Annotated in this window: 12 protein-coding genes; 5 read left to right on the forward strand and 7 right to left on the reverse strand. The window is 50.7% G+C overall.

What is annotated here, in order from left to right:
- Window positions 1-2 precede the first annotated feature (2 nt).
- Both mobA and HP555_RS06735 read left to right on the forward strand, forming a co-directional pair.
- Window positions 3-668, forward strand: a complete 666-nt coding sequence (gene mobA / locus HP555_RS06730) for a molybdenum cofactor guanylyltransferase (RefSeq protein WP_199264402.1) — start codon at window positions 3-5, stop codon at window positions 666-668.
- A gap of 100 nt (window positions 669-768) precedes the next feature.
- Window positions 769-1506 (forward strand): arginyltransferase, encoded by a 738-nt coding sequence (locus HP555_RS06735; RefSeq protein ID WP_199264403.1) that lies wholly within the window; start codon window positions 769-771, stop codon window positions 1504-1506.
- 79 nt (window positions 1507-1585) lie between these two features.
- Here HP555_RS06735 and nadE read toward each other — a convergent pair whose 3' ends face one another.
- The 3 genes from nadE to hisS form a co-directional block, all read right to left on the reverse strand.
- Complete coding sequence (nadE, locus tag HP555_RS06740) at window positions 1586-2581, reverse strand: NAD(+) synthase (RefSeq protein ID WP_199264404.1); 996 nt, start codon at window positions 2579-2581, stop codon at window positions 1586-1588.
- A gap of 37 nt (window positions 2582-2618) precedes the next feature.
- On the reverse strand, window positions 2619-4409 hold the full coding sequence (gene aspS, locus HP555_RS06745; RefSeq protein WP_199264405.1) for an aspartate--tRNA ligase: 1791 nt from the start codon (window positions 4407-4409) through the stop codon (window positions 2619-2621).
- Between the two features lie 81 nt (window positions 4410-4490).
- On the reverse strand, window positions 4491-5765 hold the full coding sequence (gene hisS / locus HP555_RS06750) for a histidine--tRNA ligase (protein WP_199264406.1): 1275 nt from the start codon (window positions 5763-5765) through the stop codon (window positions 4491-4493).
- A gap of 291 nt (window positions 5766-6056) precedes the next feature.
- Between hisS and HP555_RS06755 the strand changes: the two genes are divergently transcribed.
- The 3 genes from HP555_RS06755 (at window position 6057) to HP555_RS06765 (ending at window position 9234) form a co-directional block, all read left to right on the forward strand.
- The gene (locus tag HP555_RS06755) at window positions 6057-7034 is read left to right on the forward strand and encodes an NAD(P)H-dependent flavin oxidoreductase (RefSeq protein WP_199264407.1); all 978 of its coding nucleotides are present in this window, start codon (window positions 6057-6059) and stop codon (window positions 7032-7034) included.
- 80 nt (window positions 7035-7114) lie between these two features.
- On the forward strand, window positions 7115-8485 hold the full coding sequence (locus tag HP555_RS06760) for a polya polymerase (protein WP_199264408.1): 1371 nt from the start codon (window positions 7115-7117) through the stop codon (window positions 8483-8485).
- Between the two features lie 17 nt (window positions 8486-8502).
- Window positions 8503-9234: an endonuclease/exonuclease/phosphatase family protein gene (locus HP555_RS06765; protein WP_199264409.1), complete on the forward strand. Its 732-nt coding sequence runs from the start codon at window positions 8503-8505 to the stop codon at window positions 9232-9234.
- Window positions 9235-9247: 13 nt separating this feature from the next.
- On the opposite strand, the gene pgeF is transcribed toward HP555_RS06765, so the two are convergent.
- The 4 genes from pgeF to holA form a co-directional block, all read right to left on the reverse strand.
- Window positions 9248-10018, reverse strand: a complete 771-nt coding sequence (pgeF, locus tag HP555_RS06770) for a peptidoglycan editing factor PgeF (protein ID WP_199264410.1) — start codon at window positions 10016-10018, stop codon at window positions 9248-9250.
- A gap of 422 nt (window positions 10019-10440) precedes the next feature.
- Window positions 10441-12711: an ATP-dependent Clp protease ATP-binding subunit ClpA gene (clpA, locus tag HP555_RS06775; protein ID WP_199264411.1), complete on the reverse strand. Its 2271-nt coding sequence runs from the start codon at window positions 12709-12711 to the stop codon at window positions 10441-10443.
- 78 nt (window positions 12712-12789) lie between these two features.
- Window positions 12790-13107, reverse strand: a complete 318-nt coding sequence (gene clpS / locus HP555_RS06780; RefSeq protein WP_199264508.1) for an ATP-dependent Clp protease adapter ClpS — start codon at window positions 13105-13107, stop codon at window positions 12790-12792.
- A 182-nt stretch (window positions 13108-13289) separates the two neighbouring features.
- Entirely contained in the window at window positions 13290-14660 is a 1371-nt protein-coding gene (gene holA, locus HP555_RS06785; protein WP_199264412.1) for a DNA polymerase III subunit delta, read from the reverse strand.

Below are 14660 nucleotides of genomic sequence, written 5' to 3' on the forward strand. Positions count from 1 at the left end.
GTATGGATGGGGTGCCGGTATGGGGTTGTGTGCTTATCGGTGGTAAAAGCCGACGTATGGGACGCGCCAAACATCTCCTTGAGCAGGATGGCATCACCTGGATTGAGCGGACAGTCTGCCTGCTTGAGACCATGGTTGAACAGGTTGTGATCGCCGGTGCCGGGGAGTTGCCCCGATCGTTGTCCAGCATACCACGGGTTGATGATGTGCCGGGTATTGGTGGTCCGTTGGCAGGTATTCTTGCTGTTTTTCGTCGGTACCCCCAGGTTTCGTGGCTGATTACAGCCTGTGATCAACCGGAGATCAGTCCAGCTGCCCTGTGCTGGTTACTCGAACAGCGGCAGCCGGGAGTGATGGCAATACTGCCGAGTTTGGCTGCAGATGGTCGTCTTGAGCCGTTATTTGCCTATTATGATCAACAGTGTCACCATCTGCTGGAAACAATGGCGGCAAAGAGAGCGTTTCGTTTGAGTGGTCTCCGGACAGAGGCGGGAGTCATCACTCCGCAGCCGCCACTCAGGCTGCAGTGCTGCTGGCGTAATGTAAACACCCCTCAGGAGTTGGCACAAAATAGAGGTGATCAATCGTCTCATGAGCAGGGGAGGGACCAGGCATACGGTATGTGCCCTTCTCAAGGGGCGAGCGGGTTACCAGCTGATGGGGTGTAAATGCTACTTGGTGGACAGCTGCCGGATCGAGCGGGTCGTTGCAGTTTTACCCCTTGTCGCGGGGTATACCCGAGGGGTTGATGTAAAAGGGAATGGTTGAATGACAGGTCGGGAAGGAACAGATCAGCAGCAATGGCGGGAGGGGATCGGCAGATTGGAGCGTTTTTTTATTCTCACTGCCGCAGAATGCCCATACGCTATGGGGAAAAAAGCCGTCTATCATCAGGCTGCATTCAGCAGGCTTAACGATGAGACCATGGCGTTGTTTCTTGAACATGGCTACCGCCGCAACGGCAACTGCATGTACAATATGCGTTGTCCGGATTGCTCCCTGTGCGTCCCGATCCGGCTGCGAACAGGACGACTGCAACCAAATCGTAATCAGCGCCGGGTATGGAAAAAAAATCAGGATGTGGAGGTGGAGATTGCACCCCTCACCATGTCACAGGAAAATCTGACCCTTCTGCAGCGGTTTCTTTTCACCCGATTTCCCGAAGGGCAAAGCAGCGCTGAAAGTTATTACGGGGGATTTTTTATTACCAGTACCAGCCGCTGCTTTGAAGTCAGGTATCGGGTCGAGGGACGGCTGTTAGGTGTGGCGATTGTAGATGCCGCCCCGTTGTGGCTAAACGCGATCTATTTTTTTTTCGATCCGGATCAGGGATGGCGAAGCCCTGGTACGCTCAATATCCTGACCCTTCACCATATCTGCACAGCTCAAAAGATTCCCCTGCTCTATCTGGGCTACTGGATCGACGGGCATGCCGGGATGGGATACAAGAACGTATTTCGCCCCCATGAGCTCCTGATCAACGGTGTCTGGCAGGAAAAAGTTTAAGCAGATTTTCTCTGGTACGTGGTGACGGGCCAGGCACTGTTCTCATCGGTCTTTCCCTGTAGTTTGACAGGCATGCGGTTTAAGAAGAGATTTCCGGAACCTGACCGAGTAAAAAAGGTGCCAGGTGTAAGTATCTGGTTGTCTTTCGTTTTGTATCAATGTCAGCATAGACACGTTTTAACTGCTCCACGGTCAGGCCTGCTCCCCGGGCCACCTCTGCGATCGGCAACCCATTGTTTTTCCCATACAGACAGATGTCCATCCGTTCATAGGGCAACGAAAAGTAAAACTCATCCTGTCCCTGAGGAAGTGAATACGTGTCTGTGGTCGGGCGTCTGTTTCGGATCTCTTCCGGCACACCCAGATACTCTGCCAGCATGTACACCTGTGTTTTATAGAGATGGGCGATGGGTTTGACGTCTGCTGCACCGTCTCCCAGTTTGACAAAAAAACCCTGATCGTATTCCAATCGGTTTGGCGTGCCTATAACCGCATAGTGCATCCGGTCCGCATAGTAATATTCCAGCATCTTCCGGGTACGCTGTTTGAAATTAGTGGCGGCAACAATGGCGAGATAGGCGTTGAGCGGCAACCGCTTTTTTATAGTCTGACCATGGGGAGATTCGGCAATAACACTGAAGTAGGTAAATCCCTGGTGGTCGGCAACGTTTGGGATAACGATCTTCGATTTCCAACCCTGACCGTACTCGGGAACAACCGACTGAACAGCCTGATCATACCGTTCATAAAAACGAATGGCTTCAAGAATAGGGGTGATGTCCTCGTCAATGGCTGTCACCCCGAAATGTTTGGCGAGTCTGCCGCTGATGCCGAGGGTTTCTTCGGAGGAATGCAATTCCGCCATCTGCAGGGCGATAACTTTTTCAGGTCCGAGCGCCCTAACCGCCAATGCTAAGCAGACACTGGAATCAATACCTCCGGAAATACCCAGGACCAATCCTCTTCGTTTAAGCTGTTGTACAAGCAGGTTTTTCAGTTGCAAACAGATTCTGTCGACTTCAGTCGCCAGATCCAGGCTGAAAAGGTTTTGTGCGTAGGTCTTGTCAAAGCTCATTGCCGTCTCCTTTCGCTTGATACAACAGATAGAGGATTCAGGCCTTTTCTTTCCAGTCCGGACGCAGGTGCAGCTCGGTGAGCTGCTTGCGAGAGACGGAAGCAGGCGCATCGGTAAGCGGACAGGTTGCCTTCTGCGTTTTGGGAAAGGCAATAACGTCTCGAATGGAGGACGAGCCTGTCAGCAACATCATTAAACGGTCGACACCAAACGCAATGCCGCCGTGGGGTGGAGCACCGTGCTCCAGGGCGCGGAGGAGAAATCCAAATTTTTCTTCGGCCTCTTCCTGACCAATGCCCAGGGCTTGCAGAATGGTTTTTTGCAGTGCCGGGTTGTGAATACGGATCGAACCTCCGCCGATTTCATTGCCGTTGAGCACGAGGTCATAGGCCCGACTTTTGACCGCAGCCGGCTCAGTCTCCAACAGCGGCATATCTTCTTCACGGGGCGCGGTAAATGGATGATGGACTGCCGTGTACCGTTTCTCATTCTCATCGTATTCGAGTAGTGGGAAATCTGTGACCCAGAGGAAGTTGAATGCCCGGCTGTCCGTAATCAAGCCCAATCGTCGCGCTAACTCTAATCGTAGCTCAGAAAGAACCTGATGTACAGTGCCGGCTTTGTCAGCACCAAAAAGAATAAGGTCGCCGGGTTTTGCATCAAGGGCCTGCGCCATGGCGGTAATTTCCGTCTCATTGAAAAACTTTGTGATCGGTGACTGCCACTCATCATCTTTCACTTTGACCCAGGCCATGCCGCGGGCCCCGAAGCGACCGGCATACTCGGTCAGATCATCAAGATCCTTGCGTGAGAAACCGCTGCAGTCTTTAGCATTGATTGCCTTGACCACACCGCCGCTGTTCATTGCTGCTTGAAAAACTTTGAAGTTACAATCGCGAAGGATAGCAGTCAGATCAACCAGCTCCAGGTCAAAGCGGGTATCCGGGCGATCTGTGCCGAATCGGCGGATGGCCTCGTCATAGCTCATACGCGCAAACGGTGTTTGCAGATCGATTCCTTTGATGGTTTTAAAAAGCGTGCTGATCATGCCCTCAACAATGGAGATAATTTCATGTTCAGAAACAAAGCTGAGTTCCATATCGATCTGAGTGAACTCAGGTTGACGGTCTGCCCGCAGATCTTCATCGCGAAAGCATTTGACAATCTGATAGTATCGATCCATGCCGGCAATCATGAGTAACTGTTTGAAGAGTTGCGGTGATTGGGGCAAAGCATAAAATTTACCGGCATTCACCCGGCTCGGTACCAGATAATCCCGAGCACCTTCCGGCGTTGAGCGAGTCAGCATCGGTGTTTCGATTTCAAGAAAATTCTGTTCGTTGAGGTGGGAGCGGACGGTCTGCAGCACCTGATGTCGCAGTATGAGATTGCCTGCTATTTCCGGACGACGGAGATCAAGATAACGATACTGGAGACGCAGGGTGTCGGAAACTTCAATATCTTCGTCCAGGGGAAAAGGTGGGGTTTCACTGGCATTCAGGATGCGCAGATCATGCACCAGCACCTCAATGGTACCTGTTGCCAACTTGGGATTTTCCATGGAAGCCGGACGTTGCATCACCCTGCCCTGAACCGCTATGACCCATTCACTTCGCAGCTGGTGAGCCTTGGCATGGACGGCTTCGTCAACCTCCGGGTTAAACACCACCTGGGTAATTCCCCAGCGATCTCGCAGGTCAACGAAAATAACGCCACCGTGATCACGACGCCGGAGAACCCAACCCATGAGGATGGTTTCCTGATCAAGATGCGACAGGTCCAGATCGTTACAGGTGTGTGTGCGCCGAAGCGCTCCCAATGATTCCATGTTTATTCTCCGTGTAAAAGGTGATCGCCAAGGTGAGTGAGTCTGAAAAGATGTTGCAGTATAATGGTGAGAAGGTGTGGATTACTGCGGTGCAGGACCTATAATATCAGCCAGTCGGGAACACCATTCTTCCGGAGTGTCGGTCAGTGCAAATGGCTGTTGCTCCTGTGTGTGCATGTTGCGAAGAATAGCTTCGTGTTGAAGCCACTCGTCTTCACCAAGAATAAGGCTGTAACGGGCATTTATTCTGTTTGCCTGCTTGAGTTGTGCCTTGAGGCTTCGTCCGGCGTAATCGATGGCTGTTTTAACCCCGTTCTTCCTGAGTAAGTGTGCCAGCCGGCTGCAGGCGTTCAGGGCATTATCACCAAGGGCGATTAAGAAGATGTCCATGAAGCTTGCAGTATACTTTTGTGTGCTCTGCTGTTCCATGAGTAGGGCCAGGCGCTCCAGTCCCATGGCAAATCCAATTCCTGAAAGGGCAGGTCCGCCCAACTGTTCAATGAGGCCGTCATACCGTCCTCCGGCCCCGACAGCAGCCTGTGCACCAAGAGCCGTGGTGAGGAATTCGAAGGTGGTGCGTGTATAGTAATCAAGACCGCGAACCATGAAGCGATTGATTTGAAAATCGAGGTCAAAGTGGTGTAATGCCTGACCAACGCGCTGAAAGTGGTCATCACAATCACGGCAGAGCATATCAAGTAACGAGGGGGCGGACTGTACCACTGCCCGGCAGGTTGCCTGTTTGCAGTCTAAAACCCGGAGGGGATTAGTGTGGGTTCGGCGCCGGCAGTCATCACAGAGGTCGGTGTGATGCTGTTTTAGAAAAGCCACCAGCAGGGCTTTAAAGGGCGGTCGGCAAACCGGACAGCCCAGGGAGTTGATCTCCAGGCTGGTGTGCAGTCCCAGTTCATCGAGCAACATCTGGCCCATGGCGATGAGTTCGGCATCGACCAGGGGCTCTGTGGCACCGATAATCTCTGCATCCAGTTGATGAAACTGGCGTAATCGTCCTTTTTGTGGACGTTCATGACGAAACATCGGGCCAATGGTATAGAGCCGTTGTACTGGTTGCTGTACATGCAGACCGTGCTCAATGAAAGCCCGCATGATGGAGGCCGTTGCCTCCGGACGCATGGTGATGCCCTTGTCGGGAAAGCTGTACATCTCTTTTTCCACGACATCAGTCGCCTCACCGATGGAGCGGACAAAAAGTTCGGTTTTTTCGAGAATTGGCACCCGGATTTCCTGTAAGCCGAAACGTGCAAAGATGTCTCTGGCTCGCTGTTCAATATATTGCCAGCGGTCGATGGTGTCGGGTAAAATGTCTTTGAAACCGTTAATAGCCTGAATTTTCAAGGGTAACTCCAAATACGTCTCATTGTATGCTGCCGGTCAGGAGCAATGGTACTTATCAGTATAATAAAATCCATAAAGTTAATCGAGAAACAGGTGAAAAGTCAAGCGCATGCGGTTGTGGTATGGTAGAATATAACGATTTTGATTTCGTGTTGCAGGACAGGTGACTGCACTTGACAAACACTTCGCGACTGTGCATGGTTTATTTTTTTATTTCGATTCTTTGCCGTAGAGTTAAAGAAGTTTTTATTTTTTTTCAAAAGTAATTTTTTTGTTGATGAAGAGGTTTGAATGAAACTGCCGGAACTGAAAATTGGCTCATTTATCGCAAAAATTCCGATCATTCAAGGAGGGATGTCTGTTCGGGTTTCCACTTCTGCTTTGGCCGTGCCGGTTGCCGAGTGTGGAGGTATAGGCACCATTGGCGGTTCGGGCTTACCAGTGCCGGAGTTACAGGAGGATATCCGTAAAGCCAAGCAGGCGACCAAAGGGGTGATTGCTGTCAATATCATGTATGCCATGAAGGATTTCTATGAACTGGTTATGGGTTCTATTGAAGCCGGGGCAGATATGATTATCACCGGAGCCGGGTTTTCCAGGGACATCTTCAAAATCGGCAAACAACACAATATCCCCATCGTTTCCATTGTCTCTTCTCCGGGGCTGGCTACCATGGCCGAAAAACTGGGGGCTTCAGCGGTCATTGTTGAAGCTGCGGAAGCCGGTGGTCATCTGGGGACACAGTTATCACTGCGCGACCTGTTTCCAGCGATTCGCAAGGTCATTTCAAAAATCCCGCTGATTGCGGCCGGCGGTATTACCAACGGATTTGAGATGGCGGAAATGATGGATAAATACGGTGCTGACGGTGTTCAGATTGCCTCACGTTTTGTCCTCAGCAAGGAATGTGCGGTCTCTCAGGCGTTTAAGGAGGCCTTCCTCAGGGCCAGGAAAGAAGATATTGTCCTGGTCTCTTCTCCGGTGGGGATGCCGGGCAGGGCGATCAAAACACCTTTTGTCGATAAGATGCTCAACGATGAAGATATATCGGCTGGTAGATGTCAGTTTAAATGTCTGAAGAAGTGCAGCCATAAGTATTGCATCAGCGAGCGGCTGCTGGCGGCGCTCAACGGTGATCTGGAAAATGGTCTTTTCTTCTCCGGTGCCAACACGTTCAAGATGAAGGAGATTCTTTCCGTCAAGGAAATCTTCGACAGTTTTGTGCGAGCTGCTGAATCGGTGTACAAAGAAAAGTGCGCTGTCTATTGAGTGCCGGGAGATTTGCGCAGGGCAAAGGTTGATATCCCCTCTCCACTGCAGAGTATCTAGAGATGGAGCCGATCGTTCAAATGTCTGATCAGGATGTACAGGTGCACACAGCTGCTACGATTATTCCTGAATCAGCGCATCCAATTCGAGAACAGCACATTGACCGCGAGGCGCTCAAGGTGCTGTATCGCCTCCGCGACGCCGGATTTAAAGGGTACCTTGTCGGTGGTGGTGTTCGTGATCTTTATCTTGGTAAAATTCCAAAAGATTTCGATATCTCAACAGATGCTCGCCCGGGGCAGTTGCGTCGGATGTTCCGCAATAGCCGCACCATTGGGCGCCGGTTCAGATTGGTGCAGGTGTTTTTTCGGGGCAATAAGATCATCGAGGTTTCAACACTGCGTTCACGAAGTGAATACGATATTGACAGTGATGATCAGGTGCTGCCCTCAAACAACACCTTCGGTACATTGGAAGAGGATGCATTTCGACGCGATCTGACGATCAACGCGTTGTTTTACGAGATAGAGCAGCACACCATTATCGACTACACAGGAGGTGTTGCTGATCTTAAACAGGGAATCATCAGGGTCGTTGGTGAGCCTGCTAGACGTTTCACCCGGGATCCTGTCCGGATGATGCGGGTTGTTCGTCACGCCGCCCGGACAAACTTCGAAATCGAGAAAAGGGTCTTTACTGCACTCAGCGAGAATAGTGAGAAACTGCGCTTATGCCCGCCGTCGCGCGTTCGTGATGAGATTCTGAAAGACCTGCAGTCCGGCTGCTGTCGATCATGGGCAGAGCTGTGTATGACCTCGGGGCTGTGGCCGGTTCTTTTTCCTCTGTATACGTTTGGACAGATGGAAAACGGCGAGCAGGTCCGACAGCAGTTACTTGATGTTTTTTCAGTTCTTGACCGTCTGCACAGCTACCGGGAAGATGCTGAGATACTGAAAGTTCCCGATTCTATCCTGTTTGCCTGTCTTCTTCTCCCGTGGGCCTGCCATCGGTACAATCTTCCGGAAGTGAATGTCCGCGGTCAGGGGTTTCATCGTTTATCCCGAACAATCCGTGACGAAATTGACCATGTTTTCGGAGAACCGTTTAACATGCAGCGTATGGTCAAAGAGATGATAACGACCCTGCTTGTCAACCTGTCCACCTTCCATCATGCCCGAAAGCAGGGTGATGATCCTAAATGGCTGAAAAAGAAAAGCTATTACCGCGATTGCTCTCGTTTTTTTGACATTTATCAGGAGTCACGAGGGATTGGTTTGGTGAAGGTGGAACAGTTTATCCCTGATAAACCCAAAACACAATCTGCCATTGATGCTCTGCCGGTTCAACAAGAACCGAGTGGTGGCGGCCGTTCCCGTGGAAGAGGCGGGATGAGCCCGGCATTCAGTCAGGCCCGCGGCGGCGTGTTTGGCCTGCACCGTGCCAAGAGGTAAGTTGGTTGGAAAGATCAGTGCGGTTTTTACTTTACAACATCCGCTATGGCACCGGCAATGGCGGACGTTTCCACTTTCCCTTTCCTTATGCCGGTTATTTACGGCAATCTGAGCAGAATTTCCTTAAAATTCTCGAGTTTATCAGATCTGTTAATCCTGATGTTCTGGGGTTGGTCGAGGTTGATGGCGGGTCGTTTCGTACCAGACGAAAGTGTCAGGCGGAAATGATTGCCGAGCAGCTTGGCTATCACCATGTGGTTGAAACCAAGTACGGCTTTGGCTCAATGGCTCAGAAGATGCCTTTGTTGAAAGCACAGGGTAACGCGGTTCTCACCCGGGCGCCGATCGTCAGCTACCGGCACCATTATTTCGATGAGGGCATGAAACGATTGGTTATTCAGGCATGTACAGAGCATCTGACTATATTTTTAGTGCATCTCTCTCTCACGTACCGCAATCGTCAGTATCAGCTTGAACGCCTCTACCGGCTTATACGTGCTGTTGATCGACCTATGATTCTGGCTGGAGATTTCAATGTTCTCTGGGGAATGCGGGAGTTGGAGCTGTTTCTGGGTGCCACCGGACTGGTCAGTGCAAATCCTGAGAAAAAGCCATCGTATCCCAGTCGGGCACCAAAACGAGAACTCGATTTCATTCTCCATAGCCCGGAGTTGAAAGTTATCAATTTTCAGGTTGCTCCGGTCACCTATTCAGACCACGCTCCACTCATCTGTGATTTTTCCATGTAACAGTACGAGTGCCTTATCTTCCCTGTATCGGGGGCAGGGCGATAATGCTCCCGTTTCTACCGGTCATACCATTTTGCAGTACACTTGCCCGTCGGTAGGAAAAAAACTGATGGTTGCAGCGAGTGCACAACCCAATCACATCGATGTGGTGTGGCAAAATCCCACTCTCTTCAAGCTGTCGGCAGCTGATTGCCCAGAAATTAAAATAATGCGGTCGTACCTGATAAGCCTGCATCCAGGCTGGTAACTCTCTGCGGTAGTGGATAAATTCGGCACAGCATGGGCCAAGAGACGGACTGATGACTGCCCTGAGATTCTTCGGGTGTACAGCAAACTGTTTGCTTAAGCGCTGGACAGTCTTGCTGATGATGTTGAGGACACTGCCACGCCAGCCGCAATGGACAGCTGCAACCACCTGTTGTTTTGGACATGACAGCAGCACAGCCTGGCAGTCTGCCTGTTGGATGAGCAGGCCGATACCGGGTGCGGTGGTGATAAGCGCATCATATCCGTCTGCCTCTTCGTTTTCTGGATATTTCTCGTCAATTACGGCAATCTGATCACCATGGACCTGGTGGACGGCACAGAGTCGGTCAAGGGTAAGTGTTGTCCGAACCAGCTCACGGTTTGCCTCGACGTGTTCAGCTGCATCACCGACATGGTGGCTCAGGTTTAACGAGGCGAACAGTCCGCTGCTCACACCGCCCACCCGAGTGAACAGAGCATGGGGAACCGGCAGCAGCTCGCTGGTGTAGTGTGGAATCGGGTCTAGGGTATAACGCATATATTCTGCACAGTAGGTAGAGAGAACAGAGCATCGTGCATGCTCAACGCCTGAACACTAGACCATTCTTGTTGACAGAACAACATGAGTCTAAACGATCACAGATAAATGTTCCGATGATCAGATTCTTCCTGCTGATTTTTCATAACAGGATGCAATATACGGTGGAGCAGAGTAACTCAGCGGAGGAGGTGGCTGTGATTGGAGAAAAAGATCACATCTGCGCCAGATTCGTGATGAGGTTGTACGTGAACCAGCCGTCCCCGGTGGAGAATGACTGTGGCTTCGCGGTTTGTGTATCGGCAGCAGCCCGTTGAACTGTTGTCCCTCCAGGCATGGAGTAGTTCTGCTGATTCTGCGGGCTGTGGGTTACGGGGAGGAAGCACCGGTTGAGCGATATGCCCCCAACCGGTGACTGTCCATTAGAGGTAGGAGAAGGTTGTCTTGTTGTTTTTACGATTGACCTTGACCTTGCCGCCTTTGGTTAATTTGCCAAACAGAATTTCTTCGGTGAGCACATCACCGATCTCTTTCATAATCAGGCGCCGTAGAGGTCGGGCTCCAAAAGCCGGCTCGTATCCTGTTTGTGCCAGCCAGGAACGTGCTGCCGGGCTTAAGGTGATGGTGACCTTCTTGCTTGCCAGCTGCTGTTGCAGTTCGAGCACCATCTTGTCGACCACCTTTTCCACGGTTTCCGGTTCCAGGGCCGAGAAGGTGATGATACCATCCAGTCGATTGCGAAATTCCGGTGAAAACAGATTTTTCAAAACCTTTTGTTCCTTTCCCGCAGAATCACCGATGAACCCAATAGTTCGTTCGCTCATTTCCCGTGCACCGGCATTGGTGGTCATAATTACAATGACATTACGGAAATCTGCCCGGCGGCCGGCATTATCCGTAAGAGTGGAGTGATCCATTACCTGCAGAAGAATGGAAAAGACGTCGGGATGAGCCTTTTCGATCTCATCAAGTAACAGGACAGTGTACGGATGTTTACGTATGGCGTCGGTAAGCAGGCCCCCCTGGTCAAAACCGATATAACCGGGTGGGGCGCCGATCAGTCGAGACACTGCGTGTTTCTCCATGTATTCACTCATGTCAAATCGTTCGAAGTGAACACCTAACGAGATGGCTAACTGTCTGGCTACCTCTGTCTTCCCAACACCGGTGGGGCCGGCAAAGAGAAACGAGCCTGTGGGCGATTGGGGATTACCCAGACCAGCGCGTGATCGCTTCACTGCCTTGACAATTGCTTCAATTGCCTCGTTTTGACCGAAGATGACTGCCTTGAGTTTATTGTCAAGGTTGAGGAGCTGGGTCGTGTCATTGCTTACTTTGCTGCTTACCGGTACTCGGGCAATTTTTGACACAATCTGTTCCACATCGCGCACGCCGACCGTCCGTCCGGTTTTACCGTTGAGACGAAAATAGGCACCGACCTCGTCCATGACATCAATGGCCTTATCCGGAAGAAAACGATCGTTAATGTAACGGTTCGCCAGTTCAGCCGCCGCATCAATCGCGGTCCGTGCATAACGGATCTGGTGATGTTCCTCGTAGCGGGATTGTAACCCGCGCAGGATTCTGCCGGTATCAGCCACCGACGGCTCTTCAATATCTATCTTTTGAAAACGCCGGGAAAGCGCACGGTCTTTTTCGATATGATTTTTATATTCCTCATAGGTGGTTGATCCTATGCAGCGGATGGTGCCCGCCTGCAAAGCAGGCTTGAGCAGGTTGGAAGCATCCATGGATCCACCACTGGTCGCCCCGGCACCGATGATGGTATGCATCTCATCAATAAAAAGAATGGCTTTTTTATTTTTTTCGATGGCGGCCACGACTTCTTTTAAACGTTTTTCGAAATCACCCCGATACTTTGTCCCGGCAACCAGGGTACCAAGATCAAGCATGTATATTTCTGCATCCTGTAAGAGATCCGGAACGAGCTTTTTAGGGTCAGGTTGAGGATCTTGACGGGCGACACTGTCTTCGTGAATTCTCAAAGCCAGTCCTTCAGCCATGGCCGTCTTCCCGACTCCAGGTTCGCCGACCAGCAGAGGATTGTTCTTTTTTCGTCGACAGAGAACCTGCATCATTCGGTAGAGCTCATGATCCCGACCTATTAATGGATCAATGCCACCTTCAGCCGCGCGTTTGGCAAAGTTGACGGTGAACTCTTCTAACGCATCACCGGTTGCATTTTCCTGCTTCTTTTTTGAAGGATGTTGTCCGGGAGCCTGTCGCAGGGGTTCACTCTGCAGGTATTCCGGGAGGCTGTGGGAAATATACTCCACCACCTCCAGTCGTCCGACCCCCTCGCTTCCCAGGAAATAGACGGCATGGGAATCCGGTTCAGTGAAGATTGAGACCAGAACATCGCCGGTATCAACCTGTTTTTTGCCGCAACTTTGCACATGGTTGACTGCACGCTGCAAAACCCGGTTGAAGGCAACGGTTTGTGCGGGTTCACCTTCAGCGGTTTTCATGACCGGCATACCGCTTTCAAAAAAACGTTCAAGCCGTTCTTTCAGTGTTTCGTTATTTCCACCACACTTATCAATGATATGGCGGGCAAGGTCATCATGGAGCAGTCCGTACAGCATATGCTCCACGGTGACATACTCGTGGCGATGATTTTTTGCCTCTTTTATGGCCTTGATTAGAGCGATCTCTAATTCTTTACTCAGCATAATGGTGTTCCTCGGTAGAGCGAATATCTTGCACAGCTTTGGGTAACGCCTGGTGCCTTATCGGCTAAGGTTTGGTTGTTAACTGTCTGGTTCCAGTGAACATCTCAGTGGGTATTCGTTTCTTTTTGCAATGCGGTGCACCAGCGCCACCTTGGTTTCTCCTATTTCCCGTGTGTAGACTCCTGCTATACCTCTTCCTTGATGATGCACATTGAGCATGATTTGGGTAGCTTCTTCGATGTTTTTATGAAAAACAGACTGCAGAATCATGACGACAAAGTCCATGGTTGTGTAATCATCATTGTGCAATACAACTCGATAATACGGTGGCTCCTGCAGGGAGGTTTTTTCTGTTATGTCAGGTTTATCCTGAATGAGAGTATCTTCTTTTGCCATCATCAAGGCGGTTCTGGGAAAAATCTATGTATTTTTTACATGTACTGCTCAAGGCGTCGGTAACAAGAAGATGTACGTTAGAACCGTCTTGTCCACGGTCACTCGGCATTTTTCAGTTACCCACAAGTATTTTAATGCTCACTGTGGTTTTTGCAAGGGCAGTGGAGTGGCTCCCGGTTGTTTTACCCGGTGTATGCCGCGTGCATGGAGGTAAGGAGGCTGTGGAGAATCGTATCTGCAGCTACAGGGGATCCTTTGAGTTTCATTTCTGCTTTCAGCAGTAACTGCAACCAGGTGATAAGAACGTGTGTGCTGAAGTTATAGGCTGTTTTGAATTGCATGTATGAGGCGTAAGGGTGGCGGCTGCCAAATTCTTTTTTGAAGAATTCTTTTTCTTTGAGGCGGGACAGACAGACATGTTGGAATGTCTGAGCATTCATGGAGGGCAGAAAACCGATTGCAGGTTGCTCTGCCAATGCTTTGCTGAGAAGAAGACTGCGGGTATGGTTGCGGAGTGTTGCTACAATCGCCAGCGGATGGATATTATTTTCCTGAAGCCTGGTCGCTATGGTTAAGAGGAGCGGCAGGTTTTTACCGGACAGGGCATTGGTCAGCTCAAAAAGTGCTTCTTGACGGGTTCGACCAACAAGGAGATCAAGATCATCACGGGTTATCTCCCGGCGATCACCTGTATAGGCCATTACCTTACGGAGCTCCATGACCAGTGCCACGGGATGGAACCCCACCCGCTCCAGGAGTACGTCGGTCAAAGAGGGAGCCATGATCTTGTTGTCTTCAGCCAGAGTCTGGCGAAGGAGATGGTGAAGGATCTCCAGTTGTGTTTTTTCGGCTTTGATTCTTGAATCGGCTTTGGCGGTTATGTCTATAACAGTCTGTTCATCTTTAAGCATTTTGAACAGTTTCGTGCGTTTATCAACCTCTTCGGCGATCAAAATAAGAAAGTTGCTGTCCGGTATGCCGGCTTTCAGCGTGGTCGCCAAGATCTCACCGGATTGGGAAGAATCGGGAACAGGTGCGGAATTCTCGTCAGTCAGAGTGTCCAGGTAGTCGTTGATATACTGTACGTCCTTGCCGGGATGCAAAAAGCCGAAACACTTTTTCCACTCTGTTGCCGATAACGATGCCAGATCACTTTCGTGGTGTACTGGGTCCAGACCACCACTTTTCAGAAGGGCTTTGAGCGCCCGTTGGGCCTGGTCCGGTTTGTCATCGGCATGAGCTTTGCAAAATCGCTCCCATATTGACTTGGCAATGTTTTTTGAAAGAAAGAGACGTGTGTCGGTCACGCGATAAATCTGACGACCGGGAAGGAGACTGAAGCTGCGCAGCCTGGCGCAGGTAGTGGTGCTGTCTTCCCGGTCACCGTCGATGGGATGAATCGTACCGCCGTGTTTTTGCAACAGCACTTCAGCTAACTGATTGGCTGTTCGCAGGCAAAGGTAGCGTTCGCCGAAAAATAGATACACCTCTGAAGGCTGTTTTGCTGCCTGCTGAAGCAACTCTGAAAGTTTATCGTGGGTATAAAGCGGCAC

Origin of the sequence: Desulfobulbus oligotrophicus, assembly GCF_016446285.1 — a bacterium.
GTDB classification, from domain to species: Bacteria; Desulfobacterota; Desulfobulbia; order Desulfobulbales; family Desulfobulbaceae; genus Desulfobulbus; species Desulfobulbus oligotrophicus.

What these genes read in the sequence shown, in the direction of transcription:
- mobA (WP_199264402.1), top strand. Translation starts at nt 3, where the DNA reads ATGGATGGGGTGCCGGTATGGGGTTGTGTGCTTATCGGTGGTAAAAGC.
- HP555_RS06735 (WP_199264403.1), top strand. Translation starts at nt 769, where the DNA reads ATGACAGGTCGGGAAGGAACAGATCAGCAGCAATGGCGGGAGGGGATC.
- nadE (WP_199264404.1), bottom strand. Translation starts at nt 2,581, where the DNA reads ATGAGCTTTGACAAGACCTACGCACAAAACCTTTTCAGCCTGGATCTG.
- aspS (WP_199264405.1), bottom strand. Translation starts at nt 4,409, where the DNA reads ATGGAATCATTGGGAGCGCTTCGGCGCACACACACCTGTAACGATCTG.
- HP555_RS06755 (WP_199264407.1), top strand. Translation starts at nt 6,057, where the DNA reads ATGAAACTGCCGGAACTGAAAATTGGCTCATTTATCGCAAAAATTCCG.
- HP555_RS06760 (WP_199264408.1), top strand. Translation starts at nt 7,115, where the DNA reads ATGTCTGATCAGGATGTACAGGTGCACACAGCTGCTACGATTATTCCT.
- pgeF (WP_199264410.1), bottom strand. Translation starts at nt 10,018, where the DNA reads ATGCGTTATACCCTAGACCCGATTCCACACTACACCAGCGAGCTGCTG.
- clpA (WP_199264411.1), bottom strand. Translation starts at nt 12,711, where the DNA reads ATGCTGAGTAAAGAATTAGAGATCGCTCTAATCAAGGCCATAAAAGAG.
- clpS (WP_199264508.1), bottom strand. Translation starts at nt 13,107, where the DNA reads ATGGCAAAAGAAGATACTCTCATTCAGGATAAACCTGACATAACAGAA.